The sequence below is a fragment of the Parabacteroides sp. AF19-14 genome (assembly GCF_003635485.1).
GTDB lineage: Bacteria > Bacteroidota > Bacteroidia > Bacteroidales > Tannerellaceae > Parabacteroides > Parabacteroides distasonis.
The window spans coordinates 263223-284690 of sequence record NZ_QTMJ01000002.1 but is presented as its reverse complement, the minus strand read 5'-3'; the positions used below and the strand labels follow the sequence as shown (position 1 = coordinate 284690).

The window sequence follows — 21468 nt, the reverse complement described above, 5'->3', positions numbered from 1 at the left end:
AGTGCGAGAGGTAGTATAAGGCCCTGTCCTTGAAGTGGGGCTGTTCCCTGTTCTGCATCTCGATTATGATCCGTTCGCCCTTGTCGGTCTCGCAATGGATATCGAAGATGACTTTCCTTCCTTGCTCTGTCTCGGGCAATCGCTCATTGTTCATGATCCTCAGGTCCGTGATCGTATGCTCCCCTTCGAGGAGGTCATTCAGGAACTCGATTAAAATGTCCTTGTCCATTTCCCTACCGAATATGTGCTTGAAGCCGAAATCGGTGAAGGGGTTGATAAATTTTCCCATAGTGTTTATAGGTTTTAGTGATTAATAGGATATAGATGGCTCTTTTCCATCTTTGGCGATAAAGATACGATTTTTATTATATGGGGCATTCATTTAGGCTTTAAAAAAACACGTACGTCTTTTTTCGGAAGCACGTACATGTTTTTGTAAAAAGACGTACGTGTTTTCAGAGGGGTATGATGCGGTCGTTATAGGAGTGGTCTTGGAAGATCTGTCTGTCATGTGAATGGGTGTTTTGTTGGCTTTTTGCTTGATATATGCCGTATATTGTGACGGTTGCTTTTCGTTAGGTTCTCCATCTAGCGGCTAAGGGATGGTAATAAAGGGCACTTTTTCATACGAAAAGCCAGTTATCCATGCGCGATAGGTACCGAAAGGCTGCGCGACGAGTGGTGTCGGACAACGCCGTTAGTGTCGTTGGGCATCGTGAGTAGTCAAGAATAAGGTTATAGGTAGTCGTGAATGGGTATTCTAGCGCTGTTATAGCCCTGTTGTAACCCCACAAAATGCCCCAATACTGGATGAGATATGAATTATGATGAATTAATTTCGCTAGAATGAAAGGCTATTTTTCTGTCATCTGTCTGTCAGCTAGTGGATTGCTGTTTTTTTATCGCATATTTAAGAATAGACTGTACATTCTCCGCAAAACTTGATTCTCCGTGAGTTTAATATGCAAAATGTCAGAATGTCATTTGTTGTGAATCAATTCTTAATATGTTAATATATTTAATGTACATGTGTACATTAATATAATGATGATAATAAATTAGGGTGGAAAAACGACTGTTAAAAACGATCGTTTAGACTAACCGTTTTTATGCGGAAATGCGAACGATGGGATATTATAAGAGCTTGATTATCTTAATAAACACTAGTATTAATATTAATTTTAGAATTATGAACAAAAAGTTTTCTACTCTAGCTTTGGGCTTGTTGTTGAGTGCTTTTGGGGTAAATGCCGCAGAAACTTCGATAACAATTGCTGATGCGGTTAAAACAGCGGGTGATTACTTCTACTTGAAGAGTGGTAGTAATTATTTGGCTATCACAAAAACAGCTGATGAAAAGGCCGACTCTATTATCTATGAGTCTGATGTGACTAAAGCGCCTATGTGGACAATCGTAAAGTCCGATTATTCTGCTGATCAAAAACAATTGTACAAGATTACGTCTAAGACAGGTGTGGCTTTGTCTTTTAAGAAGGACAAGAATGCGACTCCTAAAGTGATGGATGGCGTGAATCAATGGCTTTTGACTGGCGATGAGACAAATGGTTATACTATCAAAACTGCCGTTTCCGCTTCTGAGTCATTGGCTTTGGGTGGAACTACGGATTTAGCCGTAAAGAGTGGTACATCTGCTGTTGCGTTCCAAATTATAGATGCAGGTGCTAAGGTGTTGAAAGCAAATGAAATATCAACATTCTCTGTCTTTGAGTTGGTAGCAAGTGAGGCATTGGAGGGTAATCCTTTCAAGGATACGGAAATTAAGGCGACTCAAGTGGAAGGTTCGGAATTCGTTACTTTCGCTGTCGTTGGTAAAAAAGATTTCTTCATCGGTCTCGATACGGCACGTACAGTCATCCATAATCAAGTGAATGAGTTTGGTGTTAAATTGGTTGCGGACTCAACTTATGAGGCAAGTGCGATTCATTCTGTATCAAATGCTGATCTCCAACAGTTCAAGGTTGTTCGCACGTTGAAGAATGATAAGCTAACTCTTTATGTGAAAGATTCTCCTAAGTTTGGTGCAGATGGTAAATTTGCGAAAGTGTTGAATGGTGAAAATGTGAAGTTGGTTTATGCCCAAGTTGGAACTTCAAAAGTGTTAACCGTCAGTTCTTTGAAAACTGATGGAATCAGTCAAAATTACGGTAATTCTTTGACGTTTACTCAAAAGGTAGGGACTCCTGCCAGCTTACCTAATGGCGCAGGTGTTTATTTCTTGAAGGATAAGAATACGCATAAAGCGAATGGTACGGCAAAGAATGAGAATTACAATAAGTATTATGGTATTACTACATCTGCTCGTATTGACGCTGTCTCAAACTTCAAACGTGCTGGCCAATATATGGTAGCTGAGAAGGATGGTAAATATGCGGTAGTTAGCCGTAACCAAGGCAGTGCTAATATTAACGGATATACATTGAATGCTGGAGCTACAGGTAAGACTGCTGTTTATGAGGAAATCTATAAGATCTCTGATAACGTATTTACATTCAATGGTAAAGATACAATTGAGTTTATCTATGCTAAAGAAGTTACCGAGGCTAAGGATCGTTTCTTGGGTTATAAATATTTCACTCCGGAAGAAATCGGAAATGAGGCTTTCGCTTTGAACTTGATCTCTAAGACTCCGGGAGTAGAGAACTTATATGCTTATGCGAAAGACTCCTTGATCCAGATTCAATCTACCGATATAGAGAATGCTACATTGTTCAAGTTAGTACAGCCGAGTTATGAAAATGGTCTTCCTTATTATAATAATGGTGGTGCTCAGTCTTTGAAAGATACATTATCTGCTGCTAGTTATCAATTGAAAGAGCAATATGGCGATAAGTATTTGACGAATGATATGGGATATTGGTTTAAAGATGGTGATGAGTGGTATATTTATTCTGATTATGGAAAGTTGAAATATACAAAGCAGACATTCGGAGGCCAAGTAGAGGGTGCTTCTTATCGTACTGCAAAATGGTTTACATTCATTGCTGGTGAAGAAGAAGGCGAATATTTGATGACAACGAATAGCTATAGAATGTCATTCAACGTGAAAACGGCGGAATTGGAATATTTGAATCAGTCTAGCGATGAGGTAGTGAACTATTTCAATTTGGTAGCTGCTCCGGCACCTACTTACGCTAATTTGGGTGATGCTCATCACATGATGTTATCTTCTTCGGAAGGTGACGGCAAGGCTCTTTCTATGAATCCTGCTACTTTGTTCGCTGAGGTTAAGACTGCAGAACAAACTCCGTATATTGATAGCTTGTTCGGTTTATGGATTGATACAGCTTGTGTGAAAGATATCGCTAAACCATTGTATTATGTGACTACAGGTAATGGCCTTTCTGCTGCGGATCGCGAAGCTGGTTATATGAATTATCTGGTAAATCCGTATGATTCTGTATTTGTTGCTGATGAAAATGGTTGGGAAGAGGCCAAAGAGGCTAGCAAATATACATTCAAGGATCATGACTATATGTCTTATGCTAAGGCTGCTTTCGTTAAGGCTAAGGTTTATGGTGCGGATTCTTTGACTATCGCTCGTGAGGAACCGACAGCTGCGGATACCTTGAAAGATATGAGTATCAATCCGGCTGCCATGGCTTTCATGACAACTGCCGCTACGGATGGTACTACTAATTTGATTGTTGAGAATACGATTAAAGCATTCAATGGACAGAATGACGAAGAGGAACAACAGTTCTATAATCGTTCATATTTCTTGAAAGTAATCAATAATGTTTTAGTTTGGTCTCCGGCTAAGGATGACGCTCACTTGTTTAACGTTGCTGCTACAGAATTACACCCGACATCCAACGGAAATGTTGCGGAAGGTACATCTGCTATCTCTGTAATTGGAGAGGCTGGTAAGGTTACTATCCAAGGCGCTGCCGGTAAGTCCGTAGTGATCACTAACATCTTAGGTAAGGTTGTCGCAGAAACAGTTCTTACATCCGATAACGCTACAATTTCCGTACCTGCTGGTATCATAGCTGTAGCTGTTGACGGTGAGGAAGCTGTTAAGACAGTTGTTAAATAAGATAAGCCGTATCGCTTAAAATAATAGAGGCGGGGAAACCCGCCTTTATGTGATATATAATTAAATAACTATGCCGCAATAAAGAAGTATCCCGTGACGGGTGAACACGTGGCATATTAATACTAAAGTAATTAAAAGTTCTTCCGCAGGTATCCTCGTGAGAAGAGAAAGCGGATCAAAAAACAAGCCCCGTAGGATTATCCTATGGGGCTTTTATTTACCGTATCGCCACCTTGCGTACCGTATCGCCAATGCGGATGATATAATATCCCTTTGCGATATCTACGACATATTCGGCGGTGGACTGCTTGACTTCGATTTCTTTCACCTTGATGCCTACGACACTGTAGATTTCCAAGATACTCCCGACAGGAGCGTTCTCTACCTTGATGCGATTCTCGTAGGCCGTGATTTCGATAGGAGAGGGATCTTCTTGCCTAGAAGCAAATGTCTTGACTCCCGATTTATTAGCTTGCGCGTAAACCGGATAACTTGCGGAGAATGCAAGTGCCAAAGCGATGATATGTATAAGCTTCATTTACTTGTCCCTAAATTCGTACAAATGTAGAAAGTTTTCTGCATATTAGAAAGTAATTAGCTTTATTTCGTAAAACGGATGTATGATTATACGCTAAGCCTCATACCTTCCTCTCCTAAGATCGTGCCGGGAAATATCTTGTCTGCTTCTTTCTTTAACGGTGCCATATCCTCGTAACGAGCCGAGTAATGACCGATAACCAATCGCTTCACTTGGGCTTTATAAGCAATCTCGGCCGCTTGGCGGGCGGTAGAGTGGAAGGTCTCTTTCGCACGTGCGGCGTCACATTCAGCGAAAGTCGCCTCGTGGTATAATAAATCCACCCCTTCAATGATGGGGATTATAGATGGGTGAAAAGCTGTATCCGAGCAATAAGCATACCGTTTGGGAGCGACGGCAGGGCGGGTTAAGCGGGCATTCGGGATTACCTCTCCTTCCGGGGTGACGAAATCAGCGCCCCTTTTGATCTCTTGCATCATACGGACGGGAACTTGATAGAAATCCGTCATCTCCCGGATGATATGCGCTTCTTTGGCTTTCTCGGCGAATAAATAGCCACAACAGGGTATACGGTGCTTTAACGGAATGGAATAAACGCTTAAGGAGCGATCTTCCATAACCAACGAATGAGTTGTCGGGTCGATTAAGTTAAAACGGATCTCATAAGGCAACCCTTTGCAAAAGATATCAAGTACCGGACGCATATAGCTCTCGATGTCTTTCGGCCCATGAATAACAAGTTCTCCATTACGCCCCAGCATACCTAATGTAGAGATCAATCCCGGTAGCCCGAAGCAATGATCTCCGTGTAGGTGGGAGATGAAGATATGATTTAAACGGCTGAATTTTATACGCATACGACGCATTTGCACTTGCGTGCCTTCCCCGCAGTCGATCATGTATAGTTTATCTCGTAAATCTACTATTTGAGAAGTCGCCAGATGGCGTGTCGTGGGCAATGCGGAACCGCATCCCAATATGTTTATATCAAAATCAGCCATTTGTTGTCTATGGGAATAATTGAGTGCAAAGATAATACAAAAGCATTTCTGTTCTGTGAAAAATAACAAAAAAACAAAGTGTAATGTATGCAGGATGAGGTGGATTCCATATATTTGTTTGCTGTCCTTCGGGAAAGCGAATATACAGTCGGTAAATAGACTTAAGATATTTTTTTCTAAGCCTTAACTAACTTTTTCTTTTTGTTTAAAACGGTTAAATGTAGAAACGGCCAAGCGTGAGCTTCGCCGTTTCCTTTTTTTATTGTTAATTTGAAATCTAAATACCTATATCTAATAAATTATGTCATTTAACAATCTACGATTATGAACAAGAATTTTATCTCTGTTTTTCTTCTGATGCTCGCTATGGGCGTATCTGTTATGGCCCAGAGTTATGAGGAAGATTTGGCTTTTTTCAAGGAACGAGTAAAGACTTTAGGCTCGGATGAGTTCGGAGGGCGTAAGCCTTTGACCGAGTATGAGACGAAAACAATCCATTACATCGCTGATGAATTTAAGAAACTAGGTCTTCAGCCTGCTAATGGCGATAGTTATTTCCAGCCGGTGAAGGAAATATCTACTTTTACCCGTCCGGTAAAGAATAAGATCACGGTGAAATGCGCGAAAGGCTCTATGGATTTGAAGTTCTCGGATGATATTGTCGTTTGGACGAACCGGGGGACTGAAAAGGTAGTTATTCCTACTACGGATTATGTGTTCTGTGGGTTTGGTATTAATGCGCCGGAATATGGTTGGAACGATTATGCGAATGTAGACGTGAAGGGGAAAATCGTTATCGCTATGGTGAATGATCCCGGTTTTTATGATACGTCTTTGTTTCGCGGAAAGAACATGACCTATTATGGTCGTTGGACTTATAAGTTCGAGGAGGCGCAACGCCAAGGTGCTGCAGGTTTATTGGTTCTTCATAACGAGGCGGCCGCTTCGTATGGTTGGAAGGTCTGTCAGGCTTCTCACGTGCAGACAAATATCGCTCTTTGCTCGGAGACAATGAATGCGGAAGCTTTGGGCATGAAGGGATGGCTCTCGGAGGAGGCTTGCAAGAAAATGTTCGCCCTTAGCGGATTGAATTTTGATGAGACGATTGCCGCGGCGAAGAAACCGGGTTTCAAGAGTTTTACGATGAAGGCGAAGAGTAAGGTTATATTAAATGTAAAGATGACCGTAGGCGAGTCTCATAATGTGGCGGCTGTTTTACCGGGCACGGACTTGAAAGATGAATACTTGGTTTTTACCGCTCATTGGGATCATTTTGGGATCGGTACTCCGATAGATGGGGATAGTATCTATAATGGCGCTAGTGATAATGCTTCGGGTGTGGCTACCTTAATGCTATTAGCTAAGAAATATCAATCATTGCCTGTTCGTCCTCGTCGCTCTATCGTATTCGTGGCGGTGACTTCCGAGGAATGTGGCTTATTAGGTTCTCAGTACTATTGTGAGCATCCTTTGTTCCCGTTATCTAAAACAGCTATTAACTTGAATTTTGACGGCACTGCTCCGCGTGAGCGTACCCATGATGTTTCTCTCCGGGCAGCGGGCAAGACGGATACAGATGCCTTGGTGATCGCTATGGCCTCGGCACAAGGGCGGACCGTGAAGGTTATCACCGAAGATCCTGCGGGTGGTTATTTCCGTTCCGATCATTTTAATTTCGTGAAAAAAGGCGTACCTACGATTTTAGTTGGTGGCGGTAAGGATTACGTGGATAAAGCACGCCATGAGGCTAAACCGAAAGTTTACCGGTATCACCAACCGAATGATGAGTATGATGAATCTTGGTGGGATTTTGATGGGGCTATGGAAGATATGAACTTAATGTTTAGTATCGGTTTAGTCATCGCCAACAATGATGAGATGCCTAAGTGGACAAAAGAGGCGGACTTCCAAAGGCAATAAATTAATGTGCCAATGTAGCAATATGCCAATATGCTAATGTGTCAATTAAGATACTATCACTTGCATTCTCACTGGCACATTGGCATATTGGCACATTAGCATATTATTTAATTTGCACATTATTTAATAGGTATGACCTCCTTCTTGCATTTCCTTACTATTGATCTTATGTAGATCAAGCGCTCTCCAAGCATAGAAAATGTAGGCTAATACGAATGGGACGAGAATAGATACATAGCTCATTACTTTCAACGTGAATGGGCTTGAGCAACTATTCTGGATCGTCAATGAACTTTGTAGATCCGCCAAAGATGGGTAGTAAGCCGTATTATTCCATCCTGCGCAAAGTAATAAAGCTAATACGGTCAAGACAGTCCCTGCTCCCGCGAACCAGATGCCTTTTCTCCAAGTCTTCGAGAATATCGTTTTCCCTATGCCGAATAGCACGCCAACCACGCCAATCAATAATACGGCTAACACGATTGGCATCTCGATCAGGTTCATAAAATACTTATACGGTTGCATAAATACTTCTCCGGTATCCGGATTTACGGCAAAACCGTCCACCAACAATAAACGGATCAAGAATGTCAAGAAAAAGACGAGGAACAAGATTGTCTCCGGTATCAATTGTTTCCGGCTTTTAGCGACAATCTCCGGATCATCGATATTGTTGATAAAATAGAGTAGGGCCAGAGCTCGTGCCAAGAAGAAAACTGCCAGTCCTAGGCACAAATTCCAAAATACCAAAGCCGCCTCTAATCCATGCCAAGGATTGGCCCACGTGGAAATGACGGGCATGGCTACATCAGTCAACTGTTCTTTGTTAACAATAAATTCGGCGCCGTTAAAGAAGGTCGCTACAGCGGTTCCGAGTAAGATCGGACCTGCTATACCATTGATCATAAGAAATACTTGATACGTCTTTTTCCCGAGTAAGTTGCCTTTTTTCGCTTGATACTCGTAAGATACAGCTTGTATCACGAAGCAAAGCAAGATCAGCATCCATACCCAATAGGCTCCGCCGAAGCTTGTGGAATAAAATAAAGGGAAAGAGGCGAAGAAAGCACCTCCGAAAGTGACCAACGTAGTGAAAGTAAACTCCCACTTACGCCCGGTCGAGTTCAATAACATTTTTTGCTGTATCTCCGTCTTGCCGATAGTGAAGAGTAGAGATTGGCCTCCTTGTACAAAAAGAAGGAATACTAATAGCGCTCCGAGTAGAGATACCAGAAACCACCAGTAATGTTGTAACAATATATATGTACTATCCATAGGACTTTCTATTTAAGAATTGATATTTGAAAATTAAAAATTAGTGGGCGGCAGCTTCCGGCCCTTTCTTGATGGCCTTAACCATGATTCCGATCTCTGCGATCAGCAGGATCGTGAATAAGATAAGGAACAGGTAGAAAGTGGTCTGTACCGAGGATGGGTTTAACTTGGATATCGAAGCGCTGGTCGGCAAGATATCCTGTATAGCCCAAGGCTGACGTCCTACCTCCGCTACGATCCAACCGGCTTGTCCCGCTATATATCCTAAAGGTATAGACCATAGGCCCACGTATTGCAACCAACGTGTATTAGCGATTTTCCCTTTTTTATCCCATATCAACGTAATAATGAATAGTAAGATGAAGAAACAACCAAGGATCACCATCACACGGAAAGAATAGAATGTCAATCCTACATGTGGGATTAACTCTGCCGGATCCTTAATATAACCATATCCGAAATAGGGGAAATTCTCTTCCAAAGTTACCCTGTATTGCTCGGCGGCTGCGGTATCTTTATCTTTGACCGCTTTACGATAATCTGCTAACGCTTTGATAGCGGTTTTACCTTTCTCTATTTTTTCTTTGGCGGAGAGCGCTACCGTTCCTTTATTGGTCGTATAGCCTCCCTCTATCAAGTTTACGATACCCGGAACGTATGCGTTGATGTCACGTTCTGCTAAGAAGGAGAGGAGTTTGGGGAACTTAATGTCAAAAATAAATGCGTTCTGGTTATCCAGATAACTCGTCTTTGCCGGATTTAAGATGCCGATACCTACGAGTCCTACTCCGTTGCCACCCTCATAAAGACCTTCCATGGCGGCTAGTTTCATCGGCTGCTTTTGAGCGACTTGGTAAGCGGAGCCATCACCCGTCCAGATAATAAGGATGGAGGCTACCAACCCGAATATAGCGCTGACCTTGATACTTGACAAAGCGAATTCGGTATTCCGTTTCTTTAATAAATACCAGCAGCTGATTCCTAGTACGAACAAGGCGCCTACGATCCAACCGGACAATACCGTATGGAAAAACTTATTAATGGCGACAGGCGATAAAGCTACGGCCCAGAAATCGAACATCTCGTTACGGACCGTATCCGGATTGAAATGCATACCGACCGGATATTGCATCCATGCGTTAGCGATCAAGATCCAGAGAGCGGAAAGAGTAGCGCCGATAATCGTCAGCCAAGTGGAGGCGAGATGGAAGCGTTTGCTAACCTTGTCCCAACCAAAAAACATAACAGCGATAAAGGTAGCTTCCATAAAGAAGGCGAGAATTCCCTCGATAGCCAAAGGTGCCCCGAAGATATCCCCGACAAACCAACTATAGTTAGACCAGTTGGTTCCGAACTCGAACTCGAGGATCAATCCCGTAGCGACACCGATAGCGAAATTGATACCGAATAATTTCATCCAAAATTGGGCGGTCTTTTTCCATGCCTCATTACCTGTCCGATAATAAATCGTCTCCATAATAGCTTGGATAACGCCAAGTCCTAGTGTTAGTGGCACGAAGAGCCAATGATACATGGCCGTAAGGGCAAATTGGGCCCTCGACCAATCGATCAATGAAGTGTCAATGTTTTCAATCATATTTATTAATGTTTTAAGGATTTATTGCCCGTTGTATGAGTTCGTTCGATACGTGGTTCTCCTTCTCACTATCGCTATCGAATTGCCCGAGATAATTAGGAAAGAAGAATAATCTCAGGATAAAAAACATGATAAACAATTTGACTAGAATGATTAGCCAAAGAGTCTTGCCCAGCTTCATCTCCCGGAATCCTTCCAGATAAAAGCGATATATTCGTATGAATGCAGATTCTTTTTTCATATAGTTGTTCTCATTTAAGATAACAGTTGTTAATATGAATATGTTTTCATGTTTTTACAAATATATCCAAACTGCGTTAATAAAATACCCCCAATCCTATAGATAATATTTATGAAATTATAAATAAGATCTATCCTGTCTGTTAAAAAAAACTATTTTAAATAAGAAAGCGGTCTTTTGATCTTGTCAATAATACAGCATTGGCTATATTTGCGACAATTTGTTGCCTGTAAAGGTGTAAAGACACATGAAATATCATTGTTAAGTGCTAATCTATAAAAAATTATTACTATGTCAAACATTACTAGAAGATCTTTTCTTCAAAAAGGTACGGCTGCCGCAGCAGCTTTGACTATTGTTCCGAGTGCGGTCCTAGGTAAAACCCATGGTCATATCGCTCCAACTGATAAATTGAATATTGCCGGTGTAGGTATCGGAGGTATGGGTAACGCTAACTTAAAGAACATGGAGACTACCGAGAATATCGTAGCTCTTTGTGATATTGACTGGAAGTATGCGAAACCGGTATTCGACCGTCATCCTCAAGCTAAGAAATACTGGGATTATCGTAAGATGTATGATGAGATGGGTAAATCTATCGACGCTGTGTTGGTAGCTACCGCCGACCATACTCATGCCATGATCACGGCTGACGCTATGACGCTTGGCAAACACGTATACACTCAGAAACCGTTGACTCACTCTGTTTATGAGTCCCGTTTGCTTACGAACTTGGCTAAGAAGTATGACGTAGCTACTCAGATGGGTAACCAAGGTTCTTCATTGGCTGAAGGTGTAGATTTGATCTGTGAATGGATTTGGAATGGTGAGATCGGTGAGGTTACTAAAGTAGAATGCGCTACCAACCGTCCTATCTGGCCGCAAGGTTTGAACGCTCCTGAGAAAGTTGATAAGATTCCTTCTACATTGAATTGGGATTTGTTTACGGGTCCTGCTAAATTGAGACCGTTTAATAAGACATATCATCCTTGGAACTGGCGCGGATGGTGGGATTATGGTACAGGTGCGTTGGGTGATATGGCTTGCCACATCTTACATCCGGTATTCAAAGGCTTGAATTTAGGCTATCCGACAAGAGTTCAAGGTTCTTCTACATTGTTATTACAAGACTGTGCTCCTAACGCTCAGCATGTTAAGTTGGTATTCCCGGCTCGTGATAATATGCCGAAGGTAGCTATGCCGGAGGTTGAAGTTCACTGGTATGATGGTGGTATGATGCCGGATCGTCCAGAAGGATTCCCTCAAGGTAAGGAATTGATGGGTGAAGGTGGTGGATTGTGTATCTTCCATGGTACGAAAGATACATTGATCTGCGGTTGCTACGGTGTTAACCCATGGTTGTTATCTGGTCGTAAACCGAACGTTCCTCAAACATTGCGCCGCGTGAAAGACGCTATGAAGGGTGGTCACGAACAAGACTGGATCCGTGCTTGTAAGGAAAGCGCAGGCAGCCGTGTTCAGACGAAGTCTAACTTCTTGGAGGCTGGTCCGTTCAATGAAATGGTTGTAATGGGTGTATTGGCTGTTCGTTTGCAAAGATTGAATAAAGAATTGTTGTGGGATGGCCCTAACATGAGATTTACGAATATCGATCCGAATGAGACAATCAAGATCATCAAGAAAGATACATTCGAGGTTATCGATGGTGACCCGAAATTCAAGACAGAGTGGACGGATCCAATTAATGCTCAAGAATTTGCCGCAGGCTTGATCAAGCACAACTACCGTGAAGGCTGGAAGTTGGTAGATATGCCGAGATAATAGTTTTAACTCAATAAATAAAATGAAAAAGTCAGTATTATTAGCAAGTGCCGCTATCATGATGTGTTATTTCACTTCTTGTGGTGGTGGAAAGAAAACAGAAGAAGCTCCTGCAGCTGCTGAGACTACAACAGAAGCCGCAGCTCCTGAGTACAAGCTCATGACAGATCTTCCTACTGTAGATATCACGACTTTCCCGAAAGATAAAGAGGGTAGATATGTGATCTTCGATGGTAAGACATTCAATGGCTGGAGAGGTTATGACCGTGCTGACGTTCCGGGTGCTTGGACAATCGAGGACGGAGCGATCAAAATCAATGGCTCTGGTGCTGGTGAGGCTGGTGCTTCCAACGGTGGGGACTTGATCTTCGCTCATAAGTTGGGTAACTTCGAGCTTGAGTTCGAATGGAAAGTAGGTAAAGGATCTAACTCTGGTGTATTCATCATGATTCAAGAGGTAGAAGGACAACCTTCTTACATCTCTGCTCCTGAGTACCAAGTATTGGATAACGAGAACCATCCGGACGCTAAGTTAGGTAAGGATGGCAACCGTAAATCTTCTTCTTTGTATGACATGATTCCTGCTAAACCGCAGAACGCTAAACCGTTCGGTGAGTGGAACAAGGGTAAGATCATGTGCTATAAGGGTACAGTTGTTCACTATTTGAATAGCGATGAACCTGTTGTTGAGTATCACTTGTGGACTCCGCAATGGAAAGAAATGTTGGATAATAGCAAATTTAGCAAAGACAAATGGCCGTTGGCTTATGAGTTGTTGTTGAATTGCGGTGGCGCTAACAAAGAAGGTTTCATCGGATTTCAAGACCACGGGGATGATGTTTGGTTCCGTAACATTACTGTTAAAGTTTTGGATTAATCGTATCAAGCACATTTTAGCATAAATAACGCCCGAGGCCTAAATCTATGATTTTAGCTTCGGGTGTTGTGTTTTTAATAATCGACTTTTTCTAAACCAATTTTTTAGGACCAAGAAATGAAAATAGAACAAGGTTACACGAAAGCGCAGATGACTTGGCTGATGATGCTGCGTCTTTTTATAGGTTGGCACTTTATGTATGAAGGCCTAGTAAAAATCATGAACCCAAAATGGACATCTCTACCCTATCTACTCGATTCAAAGGGTCCCGCTGCTTCATTTTTTATCAAATTGACTCAAGACGACAGTTTGATGACAACTATCAACCTCTTGAATGAGTGGGCTCTGTTATTGATCGGCCTAGGCTTGACTTTAGGCTGTTTGTATCGTTTATCTTCTGTTGGAGGTATGATTCTTCTCGCTATGTACACGTTATCCCACCCCTCTTTTGTGGGAGCGAGCTATATGATGCCGTTTGAAGGCTCTTATTTATGGATTGACAAGAACCTTGTGGAGTTCGCCGCCTTAGGTTTGATGTGCGTATTCCCTACATCACAAATCATAGGATTCGATCGTGTGTTAGGACGTGTGTGTCCGATATTGCATAAACTTAAATTTATTTGATACCCATGGCAACAGAAGATGCAAAGAATACTCCTTCTCAGGAGCAAATGCCCGATAAAGGACGTCGGGACACATTGAAGACATTGGCTACAGTGCCTATCTTAGGTGCTTTGGCATATGGCGTTTACCAAAAAAGGAAAGACGCTTTAAGAGGCCGTAACATATCAGATGTATTTCAGGTAAGTAACAGACAGGCCTCCTATTTGGAGCCGCAAGGCGATGGCAAGAAGATCCGTATCGGTTTGGTCGGCTTCGGTATTCGTGGAAAGCAATTGATGCGTGCCGCAGGTTTCGCTGAGCCTTCTTGGATCGATAAGATGAAAGAAGCTAATAAGTTGAATAAGAAAGACACGCGTTATCAGCAATATATGGAGCAAGATGATCTGAATATTGAGATAACCGCGGTTTGTGATATATTTGATGTATATGGTGAGGCCGCTGTATTGACCGGTTCCAATATCCATCGTGAGGGTAGCGGCGGTAAGTTCGGGCCTGCTCCGAAACGTTACCGGACTTATCAAGAGTTGGTAACGGCTCCGGATGTGGATGCCGTTATTATCGCTGGTCCGGACCACTGGCATAGCACGATCGCTATGGCTGCGGCACGTGCCGGAAAGCATGTATATTGCGAGAAACCGTTATCATGGACGGTTCCTGAGACGTATATGGTTCGCCAAGTGATCAAAGAGACCGGCGTTGTATTTCAGTTAGGTCACCAAGGGCGTCAGACCGACTGTTATCAGAAGGCCGAGGAGATTATCGGTAACGGATTATTAGGCCCTGTTAACTTGATCGAGGTTTGTACGAACCGTAACTCTCCAAATGGTGCTTGGGTATATGATATTATCGAAGGCTCTAATCCGAATACGATTGATTGGAAGCAGTTCGAGGGTGATCCTGAGCGTATTAAGGAATATATGGATTATATGACATCCAACAAGCTTGAAAGATATATCGGTCCGGACGAGCGTAGCAAGTTCAGTCTGGAACGTTTCTTCCGCTGGCGTTGCTGGTGGGATTATAGTACAGGCCTTTCCGGTGACTTGTTGACACATGAGTATGACGCTGTCAACCAGATCATGCATGTGGGTATACCTCATTCCGCTACTTCATCCGGCGGTGTTTATTTCTTCAAGGACGGACGTACGGTACCTGATGTATTGCAGACTACTTTCGAGTGGCCGGATCGTGACTTGACGATGTTGTATAGCGCTACATTGGCAAGTAGCCGTAACCGTGGCAAGGTGTTCATGGGGCATGATGCTTCTATGGAGGTTTCCAATATCTTGGCTATTACGGTTGACCAAGATTCCACTCGTTATGCGGATAAGATCAAGGAAGGTATTATTCCTACAGATACTCCGTTCTATACCTATGTACCGGGACAAAATAGCTCGGATTCCGTTACATCTCCTACGGAGTTGTATTTCGCTAAACGTGGTTTGCTGTATACGTATGTAAATGGTAAACGTTATGATACGACTCACTTGCATATCCGTGAGTGGCTGGAATGTATCCGTCAAGGCAAGACTCCTAGCTGTAATATCGACGCTGCTTTCCAAGAAGCTATGACTGCCCACATGGGTACGCGTGCTTATCTGGAAGGACGTACGATGTACTGGGATAAGGACAAAGAAGAGATCGTAAGAGGTGAACTTGCGTAAGTATCTAAAAAGACGATAAATAACTTTCCCAAGAAGCGAACTTCATAAATGGATGGAGTTCGCTTCTTTTATTTGTGCATGTATAAAATTTCTTCTCTTTTTTGTAACCAATTTGTGATTACTCATGTCTTATTGATAAAAGCGAATAATTTATTAAACCTTTAAAGAATAAAAGATATGAACGAGTTGTGGATTCCTATTTTAGGTGTTATTTGTGCGGTAGGTATGCCGGTATTGTTAGGTATTATCGCTAGTTACATGACCATTAAAAGTAAGCATGAGGAAAAGATGGCGATGATTGAGAAAGGAATTGTGCTGGAAGAGGCTATGCGGCCCGAGAGAAGGCCTAATCGTTATAATACCCTGCGTAACGGTATTTTTATGATCGGTTTGTCATTGGGTGTGATTGTCGGTATGATGGTCGACTCTGCTTTCACTTACGATAGCGATTGGTTCTTTTTGTTAGTTCCGGCTATTACGATTATGTTCGGTGGAGTAGCTTTTATAATTTATTTCTTTCTTTCCCGTTCTTTAATGGAGAAGGAGAGATTGGAGGATGAGAAGAAAATGCGTCTGGAAGAATAAACGATACCGGATGGATGAGCGAAAGTGGATAGAACGTATTTTGGCAGGGGACATGCAAAGTTTCTCCTGCCTTGTCGCGAAGTATGAGAAGATGGCTTATACCATCGCTCTTCGTATCTTGGAAAATCGCGAGGAGGCAGAAGAGGCTGTACAGGATGCGTTCGTGAAGATGTATCGTGCTCTTTCCGATTTTCATTTCGATAGTAAGTTCTCAACATGGTTTTATAGGATCGTGTATCGTACGGCGTTGACGGCCTTGAGACAACAGCGTATGTTCGTGAGTTATGAGGAGGCGGGCCCTGTAGACCTTTCGAATGACGAGGTTGAATCGGCTACGGCTTTATTAGAGCGTGAGGACCGGAAAGAGATGATCGCACGTACGCTGAAAAAGCTTCCGGCTGATGAGGCCTTGTTGCTTACTCTTTATTATTTGGAGGAATGCTCGGTGGAAGAGATCTGTCAGATCACTGAATTGAGCGCTTCTAATGTGAAAGTAAAACTATTTCGTGGGCGGAAACGGTTTTATGAAGTATTGCAAGATAAAATGAAATTAGAGACAGCTGATTTGTTATGAATATGAATGAGAAAGATATCGATCATTTGACACGTAAGTTGATGCGAGGGACGGCGGAACAACCTTCGGCCTCATTAAACTCCCGTATTATGGCATTGATTATACAAGAGAAGAAGCGGGTATATAAGTACTATATCAAGAAACGGTTTACACCTGTAGGCATTTTTAGCATATTTGTCGCTTATATGCTTGTGTTAGTAGGCATCTTGTATTTGGTTAAGCTTTCTCCGGGCGGGGCGGAAACGGTTTTAGGCTCTTTGCGAGCCTATTTCCCGATTGTTTTAACGATTGCTTCCGGGATCTCTTGTTTCTTCCTGTTTACACAACTCGATAACTGGTTGAAGAGAGAAGAGATACGCCGGCAAAACACCTCAAAATAAAAATATCCGGTTGTAGAGACGGGGCACGCCCCGTCTCTACAACCGATTAATTGGCCTTGACTTTTAGATTTCCATATCGATTTCCTTCGAAGTGAATCGTCGGTTGCTTTCCACCATTAATCTCATAGGTGTAATTCTTGTCACGATCCTCATCGTCAAAATGCTTGCGGGTGATATTGAAACCGTTCACGTCGCAGCTTGAATACTTCATGTTCTCCGCTACTATCCGGAAAGAAGTTTTTGCGGGAAGCGCTACCTCTAAATTCCCATAATGAGATTCTACGTTCACCTTCGAGAAAGAGGGAGACAAGTTTCGTATCTTTAAGTTACTATAGCTAAGGCTACTTACATTCAAGGCATCTTTAAGGATCCCGATTTTAGCGTCGCTGTACTTAATCTCCATGTCTAGTCTGCTTACGCTTTCAATGGTGAGATTACCATATTTAATTTCCATGCGTAAAGATTGTATATCCTGTATATCCAGATTGGAATATTTGCTGTCTATCGTTAAATCTTTAGCGTTGCGAATCTTGGCGGTTCCTACGTAGCCCAGATCCAGTTGGGCGTCCTGCAGATTTCCTACCTCGATGTTACCATATTTGGCCTCTATCATTGCGTTGGCTGTGAAATTACCCGCATTCAGGTTGCCGTATTTTACATGGATATCCATGTTGCCGTTATTATCGCTTGGCAAGTTGATATTTCCATATTTCTGGTTCAAGTCTGCGGCGAGCTTAGGAGGCATCTGGATATAATAATTGATCGTCATGGACTCATTATTCGAATTGCTATTCATCTCCTTCTTTATCGTAGTGACCGCTGAGACAATACCACCTATCTTCTTGGTCTCGATTTGGATACGGTCCAAGTTCTCTTGAGCACGTTCCTCGCTGCGAGCCTTACATTCTACCTCAACCCGTATAGCTACCGTATTCTGATTCCAGTGGGTAACGGTGATGTTTCCATAACGGTTTTCTACTTGGAGGCGATCGTTGGAACTCACGCTGTAGGATTGGGATATCTCTTTTTTCTTGATCTTCTCTTGTGGCCTAGCTATTGCCGATAGATTGCATAGCAGCAATACGAAAGTCAGCAATACGGCGGGACTCAATTTTACGTGTGTCGTGTTCATGATTGATATGTATTAATTGTTATTACTATTTCTGGTTATCCGTGACTTGTTCCATTTGCTTAAGCATCAGCGTGAGGCCCTCCAAGCTATTGCTGTAATGCTGGGTCATGGCGAAGAGACCGTCGTTGGAACAAGGCAAGGTAGGGAGTATCGTTTCCTCGAACATATAATTATCCGTGAGGATCCGTTTGCTCTCTTGCAATAACTCTTCCGCTCCCGGTGTCCGGTCCTGTTTATACAACTTCTTCATCTGCGTCAATACGTCGTTCATTTGCATATTGTAATATAGACGTAGTTCCTCGATCTCTTCTTGGGCCTCGCAGGTCTGGGCCGTGGTCTTTTGCGCGGGTTCCGGCAGACCGGTCCCTCCCGGCAAGCGGAATAAGAGCAACAAAGCGATAGAGGCAGCTATGACAAAGGCCGATAGGCTGTATAGGGCCGCACGGTTTTTCCGTGGCTTCGGCAGTTTTTGCTCGAAACGTTCGAAGTGACCTTCGGGAAGCATCTCATCTTCCTCGAATGCGTCACGGTTTGCGTCTATGAAATTCTTTAGTTTATCCATGTTTAATTGGCTGCTATAATGTCTAACAATTTCCGCTTGGCGCGTAGGTACTGGCTACGGACGCTTGGCGGTTGAATTTTCAGGATAGAGGCGATCTCTTCCATATCATATCCCTCAAAGAGGTAAAGCGAGAGGATTATGCGGTAGCCTGCCGGCAACTTCTTGGTAGCTTCCTTTATCTGTGCCACGGAATATTGGATTTCTTCCTCGTCCGGTCCGTCCGTTTCCGGTTCGGCCAGATTGTCGGAAAGCTCCTCTTGGTCCGGTGCTTGGCGGCGTACATAATCGATAGCCGTATGGATGGCGATGCGATGCATCCATGCCTCAAAGCATTGCCCGTCATGATATTGGTCCAAGCGTGTGAAGATCTTGAGGAACGAGTCCTGCATGGCTTCTTCCGCCTCGGATGAGTTGCCTACGATACGCAAGCAGGCTATATACAATCGCTGTGCGTATTGTTTGTACAACTTCAGTTGCGAGCTCCGGTCTCCCCGGCGGCAACCCTCGATCAGATGTTCGGTTACTTTGTCCATTTGTTTATATAAACGAGAGTGATGCCTTGACCGTTGCATCTTGTAGCGTAAAAATACAAAAAAAGAAAGGCATCATCTCGACGCCTCTCCTCCTGAACTAAATGATAAAAATAAAAGTTATGTGGGAAGGTTTATTTCATGTCCGTTATATTGGAGATACTATCGTTCGTATAGCCTTGCGAAGTATCCTCCATTTTGGTCTTATCCGAATTATATTTTAATTTATAAGCCTGTTTCCCTTCGGAAGTCCAATAGTTTACGACAAGATCGACCGTCTCTCCTTTGGTATCCGGCAAGGAAGACAAATTGAACGCCACACGTCCGGCCCCGATCGTATATTGGGGATCATCGTAAGCGTTATGCCTAAACTCCAGCGTATAAGGATCATTCTCGGCATCCGGTTGGATCAGGTTGATAAAGTGGGCGGTCTTGCCTCCCCAGAGTGTCTCGAAATAGATATTCAAATATCCGTCTCCGATCCACATGTTATTCTCATAAATACTTACCGGGTCCGTACCATAGATCGAATCATTAGCCGCTCCCTCGTTCTTAGCGATGGATTTCGTAAGGATGTTATGGATCGCGTTAACCTTGACATAATGGGAGAAACCTCCTAGATTACTTTGGGTGGAATCCGCCAATATCGTGAAGTTCACCAAGGCACGTTGGTTAGGCTTCGGCTGATAGTTCGGATAGTTCGTGGCGGCGGGCCATAGCTTATCTCCGTCGTCCAGCCGTAAGTAATATACGTTATTGCCTTCCGGTACTACGGTAGCGACCGCTATCCAGATATCACCTAAAGAATACGAGTCATCGTCATCTAAGCAAGAGGGTAGGGTAAGGGATACTAAAGCGATCCCGATAACCAATAAAAAAGCTCTCAACGTCTTCATTCCTTTTGTTTCTTAAAAAGTTCACATTTCATCGTTCTATGAGGAAAGATGTAAGTTCGGGGTGAAATGCTGCAAAAGACGTTAATAAAAGATGTTAAGAACCAAGGGATTCAACGATTAGCCGTGCCGTACGCTTTGAAGCCCCGGGCATTCCTAGCGTATGGATAATCTCGTCGTATCCGTCTAGCATTCGTTTTCGATAGGCTGGATCTTGTAGGATACGTCCTAGCTCGTCTTGTATTTGCGATTCGGAGAAGCGGGCTCCAAATAGTTCCTGTACGATCTCCCGTCCCCCGATCAGGTTCACGAGGGATATGTATTTCGTATGGAAGAAATGCTTGAAAATAAAGCTGGCCAACTGTCCGGCCACGACATAGTAGCAAACGACTTGCGGAACCCGGAACAGGGCGGTTTCCAAGGTTGCCGTGCCGGAGGTTACCAAGGCGGCGGCGCTATGTTGTAGCAAGGGATAGGTTTTACCGAACACGATCTTGGCGGGATAAGAGCCTATGTATTCTTGATAGTAGGCGGGATCGATGCCCGGCGCTCCGGCTATTACCGGCTGGTAGTCGGGATATGCGGAGGCTACTTTCAGCATGGTCGGTAAATTATCCTTGATCTCTTGTTTGCGGCTACCGGATAGCAAGGCGAGGATAGGCTTGTCGGCCAATCCTTCCTCTTTGATAAATGCATCTTTGGGAATCGCTTGATGCTCCTTGTAATAGGCGACGGAGTCTACAGAAGGATTTCCTACGTAATCTACCGAATAATTAAGCTTCCGGAAAAACTCGGTCTCGAACGGCAGGATGCAGAACATACGATCTACATAACGCCGGAAGTCCCTGATGCGGTATTGTTTCCAGGCCCATATCTTGGGGGATATATAGTAATATACCGGGAGTCCCAACTGGGTTTTCACGTATTTGGCGATCTTCAGGTTGAATCCCGGATAGTCAATTAAAATGACGACATCTGGCTGATAGCGGCGGATATCCTCTTGGCACGTCCTCATGTTATTTAAGATGGTGCGCAAGTTCAGCAATACCGGGATAAAGCCCATGAACGCCATCTCCCGGTAATGTTTGACAAGAGTTCCTCCGACGGCTCTCATCAGATCGCCGCCCAGAAAGCGGAACTCGGCCTTCGGGTCATTCTCTTTCAAGGCTGCCATCAAATTCGAGGCGTGCAGGTCTCCGGAGGCTTCTCCGGCTATCAGGTAATACTTCATGAATT

The 21468-nt window shown here is 43.3% G+C and carries 20 protein-coding genes; 9 read left to right on the top strand and 11 right to left on the bottom strand.

What is annotated here, in order from left to right:
• Positions 1 to 289, bottom strand: a 289-nt coding sequence (locus DWX33_RS22705; protein ID WP_233570107.1) for an Rpn family recombination-promoting nuclease/putative transposase, incomplete at its 3' end; no start/stop codon positions are given.
• A gap of 900 nt (positions 290 to 1189) precedes the next feature.
• On the opposite strand from DWX33_RS22705, the gene DWX33_RS02945 reads away from it, so the two are divergent.
• The gene (locus DWX33_RS02945) at positions 1190 to 4057 is read left to right on the top strand and encodes a DUF6383 domain-containing protein (RefSeq protein ID WP_122379808.1); all 2868 of its coding nucleotides are present in this window, start codon (positions 1190 to 1192) and stop codon (positions 4055 to 4057) included.
• Between the two features lie 217 nt (positions 4058 to 4274).
• Here the strand turns inward: DWX33_RS02945 and DWX33_RS02940 are convergent, their stop codons facing one another.
• Together DWX33_RS02940 and DWX33_RS02935 are read right to left on the bottom strand one after the other, a co-directional pair.
• Complete coding sequence (locus DWX33_RS02940; protein ID WP_005861068.1) at positions 4275 to 4595, bottom strand: T9SS type A sorting domain-containing protein; 321 nt, start codon at positions 4593 to 4595, stop codon at positions 4275 to 4277.
• Between the two features lie 86 nt (positions 4596 to 4681).
• Positions 4682 to 5596: a ribonuclease Z gene (locus DWX33_RS02935; protein WP_122379807.1), complete on the bottom strand. Its 915-nt coding sequence runs from the start codon at positions 5594 to 5596 to the stop codon at positions 4682 to 4684.
• Between the two features lie 324 nt (positions 5597 to 5920).
• Here DWX33_RS02935 and DWX33_RS02930 point away from each other — a divergent pair, with 324 nt between their 5' ends.
• On the top strand, positions 5921 to 7516 hold the full coding sequence (locus tag DWX33_RS02930) for a M28 family peptidase (protein ID WP_005866675.1): 1596 nt from the start codon (positions 5921 to 5923) through the stop codon (positions 7514 to 7516).
• A 123-nt stretch (positions 7517 to 7639) separates the two neighbouring features.
• On the opposite strand, the gene DWX33_RS02925 is transcribed toward DWX33_RS02930, so the two are convergent.
• The 3 genes from DWX33_RS02925 to DWX33_RS02915 are packed head-to-tail and all read right to left on the bottom strand — an operon-like array spanning position 7640 to position 10629.
• On the bottom strand, positions 7640 to 8791 hold the full coding sequence (locus tag DWX33_RS02925; RefSeq protein WP_005861074.1) for a cytochrome d ubiquinol oxidase subunit II: 1152 nt from the start codon (positions 8789 to 8791) through the stop codon (positions 7640 to 7642).
• Positions 8792 to 8831: 40 nt separating this feature from the next.
• Positions 8832 to 10388, bottom strand: coding sequence for a cytochrome ubiquinol oxidase subunit I (locus tag DWX33_RS02920; protein ID WP_048927911.1), 1557 nt, complete (start codon positions 10386 to 10388; stop codon positions 8832 to 8834).
• A gap of 13 nt (positions 10389 to 10401) precedes the next feature.
• A complete protein-coding gene (locus DWX33_RS02915) occupies positions 10402 to 10629 on the bottom strand; it encodes a DUF4492 domain-containing protein (RefSeq protein ID WP_005861078.1) in 228 nt (75 codons plus the stop codon).
• Positions 10630 to 10920: 291 nt separating this feature from the next.
• Here DWX33_RS02915 and DWX33_RS02910 point away from each other — a divergent pair, with 291 nt between their 5' ends.
• From DWX33_RS02910 to DWX33_RS02880, 7 genes are all read left to right on the top strand, one after another.
• A complete protein-coding gene (locus tag DWX33_RS02910; RefSeq protein WP_122379806.1) occupies positions 10921 to 12411 on the top strand; it encodes a Gfo/Idh/MocA family protein in 1491 nt (496 codons plus the stop codon).
• Positions 12412 to 12433: 22 nt separating this feature from the next.
• Positions 12434 to 13288, top strand: a complete 855-nt coding sequence (locus tag DWX33_RS02905; protein WP_005861081.1) for a DUF1080 domain-containing protein — start codon at positions 12434 to 12436, stop codon at positions 13286 to 13288.
• A 117-nt stretch (positions 13289 to 13405) separates the two neighbouring features.
• The gene (locus DWX33_RS02900; protein WP_048927913.1) at positions 13406 to 13912 is read left to right on the top strand and encodes a DoxX family membrane protein; all 507 of its coding nucleotides are present in this window, start codon (positions 13406 to 13408) and stop codon (positions 13910 to 13912) included.
• A 5-nt stretch (positions 13913 to 13917) separates the two neighbouring features.
• A complete protein-coding gene (locus DWX33_RS02895) occupies positions 13918 to 15576 on the top strand; it encodes a Gfo/Idh/MocA family protein (RefSeq protein ID WP_005861085.1) in 1659 nt (552 codons plus the stop codon).
• A 177-nt stretch (positions 15577 to 15753) separates the two neighbouring features.
• Positions 15754 to 16161: a DUF6249 domain-containing protein gene (locus DWX33_RS02890; RefSeq protein WP_008773927.1), complete on the top strand. Its 408-nt coding sequence runs from the start codon at positions 15754 to 15756 to the stop codon at positions 16159 to 16161.
• A gap of 10 nt (positions 16162 to 16171) precedes the next feature.
• Positions 16172 to 16735: an RNA polymerase sigma factor gene (locus DWX33_RS02885; protein WP_122379805.1), complete on the top strand. Its 564-nt coding sequence runs from the start codon at positions 16172 to 16174 to the stop codon at positions 16733 to 16735.
• 2 nt (positions 16736 to 16737) lie between these two features.
• Positions 16738 to 17115, top strand: a complete 378-nt coding sequence (locus DWX33_RS02880) for a hypothetical protein (protein ID WP_226769929.1) — start codon at positions 16738 to 16740, stop codon at positions 17113 to 17115.
• Positions 17116 to 17161: 46 nt separating this feature from the next.
• Here the strand turns inward: DWX33_RS02880 and DWX33_RS02875 are convergent, their stop codons facing one another.
• The 5 genes from DWX33_RS02875 to lpxB form a co-directional block, all read right to left on the bottom strand.
• A complete protein-coding gene (locus DWX33_RS02875; protein ID WP_122379804.1) occupies positions 17162 to 18247 on the bottom strand; it encodes a DUF4097 family beta strand repeat-containing protein in 1086 nt (361 codons plus the stop codon).
• Positions 18248 to 18272: 25 nt separating this feature from the next.
• Positions 18273 to 18809 (bottom strand): hypothetical protein, encoded by a 537-nt coding sequence (locus DWX33_RS02870; protein ID WP_009018380.1) that lies wholly within the window; start codon positions 18807 to 18809, stop codon positions 18273 to 18275.
• Between the two features lie 2 nt (positions 18810 to 18811).
• On the bottom strand, positions 18812 to 19342 hold the full coding sequence (locus DWX33_RS02865; protein WP_005861098.1) for an RNA polymerase sigma factor: 531 nt from the start codon (positions 19340 to 19342) through the stop codon (positions 18812 to 18814).
• Between the two features lie 131 nt (positions 19343 to 19473).
• Positions 19474 to 20235, bottom strand: a complete 762-nt coding sequence (locus DWX33_RS02860) for a NigD-like protein (RefSeq protein ID WP_005866685.1) — start codon at positions 20233 to 20235, stop codon at positions 19474 to 19476.
• Between the two features lie 94 nt (positions 20236 to 20329).
• Positions 20330 to 21463 carry a lipid-A-disaccharide synthase gene (gene lpxB / locus DWX33_RS02855; RefSeq protein WP_121961253.1) on the bottom strand — a complete coding sequence of 378 codons (1134 nt, stop codon included), beginning with the start codon at positions 21461 to 21463 and terminating at the stop codon, positions 20330 to 20332.
• Positions 21464 to 21468: the final 5 nt, after the last annotated feature.

What these genes read in the sequence shown, in the direction of transcription:
- DWX33_RS02945 (WP_122379808.1), top strand. Translation starts at nt 1,190, where the DNA reads ATGAACAAAAAGTTTTCTACTCTAGCTTTGGGCTTGTTGTTGAGTGCT.
- DWX33_RS02940 (WP_005861068.1), bottom strand. Translation starts at nt 4,595, where the DNA reads ATGAAGCTTATACATATCATCGCTTTGGCACTTGCATTCTCCGCAAGT.
- DWX33_RS02935 (WP_122379807.1), bottom strand. Translation starts at nt 5,596, where the DNA reads ATGGCTGATTTTGATATAAACATATTGGGATGCGGTTCCGCATTGCCC.
- DWX33_RS02930 (WP_005866675.1), top strand. Translation starts at nt 5,921, where the DNA reads ATGAACAAGAATTTTATCTCTGTTTTTCTTCTGATGCTCGCTATGGGC.
- DWX33_RS02925 (WP_005861074.1), bottom strand. Translation starts at nt 8,791, where the DNA reads ATGGATAGTACATATATATTGTTACAACATTACTGGTGGTTTCTGGTA.
- DWX33_RS02920 (WP_048927911.1), bottom strand. Translation starts at nt 10,388, where the DNA reads ATGATTGAAAACATTGACACTTCATTGATCGATTGGTCGAGGGCCCAA.
- DWX33_RS02915 (WP_005861078.1), bottom strand. Translation starts at nt 10,629, where the DNA reads ATGAAAAAAGAATCTGCATTCATACGAATATATCGCTTTTATCTGGAA.
- DWX33_RS02910 (WP_122379806.1), top strand. Translation starts at nt 10,921, where the DNA reads ATGTCAAACATTACTAGAAGATCTTTTCTTCAAAAAGGTACGGCTGCC.
- DWX33_RS02905 (WP_005861081.1), top strand. Translation starts at nt 12,434, where the DNA reads ATGAAAAAGTCAGTATTATTAGCAAGTGCCGCTATCATGATGTGTTAT.
- DWX33_RS02900 (WP_048927913.1), top strand. Translation starts at nt 13,406, where the DNA reads ATGAAAATAGAACAAGGTTACACGAAAGCGCAGATGACTTGGCTGATG.
- DWX33_RS02895 (WP_005861085.1), top strand. Translation starts at nt 13,918, where the DNA reads ATGGCAACAGAAGATGCAAAGAATACTCCTTCTCAGGAGCAAATGCCC.
- DWX33_RS02890 (WP_008773927.1), top strand. Translation starts at nt 15,754, where the DNA reads ATGAACGAGTTGTGGATTCCTATTTTAGGTGTTATTTGTGCGGTAGGT.
- DWX33_RS02885 (WP_122379805.1), top strand. Translation starts at nt 16,172, where the DNA reads ATGGATGAGCGAAAGTGGATAGAACGTATTTTGGCAGGGGACATGCAA.
- DWX33_RS02880 (WP_226769929.1), top strand. Translation starts at nt 16,738, where the DNA reads ATGAATGAGAAAGATATCGATCATTTGACACGTAAGTTGATGCGAGGG.
- DWX33_RS02875 (WP_122379804.1), bottom strand. Translation starts at nt 18,247, where the DNA reads ATGAACACGACACACGTAAAATTGAGTCCCGCCGTATTGCTGACTTTC.
- DWX33_RS02870 (WP_009018380.1), bottom strand. Translation starts at nt 18,809, where the DNA reads ATGGATAAACTAAAGAATTTCATAGACGCAAACCGTGACGCATTCGAG.
- DWX33_RS02865 (WP_005861098.1), bottom strand. Translation starts at nt 19,342, where the DNA reads ATGGACAAAGTAACCGAACATCTGATCGAGGGTTGCCGCCGGGGAGAC.
- DWX33_RS02860 (WP_005866685.1), bottom strand. Translation starts at nt 20,235, where the DNA reads ATGAAGACGTTGAGAGCTTTTTTATTGGTTATCGGGATCGCTTTAGTA.
- lpxB (WP_121961253.1), bottom strand. Translation starts at nt 21,463, where the DNA reads ATGAAGTATTACCTGATAGCCGGAGAAGCCTCCGGAGACCTGCACGCC.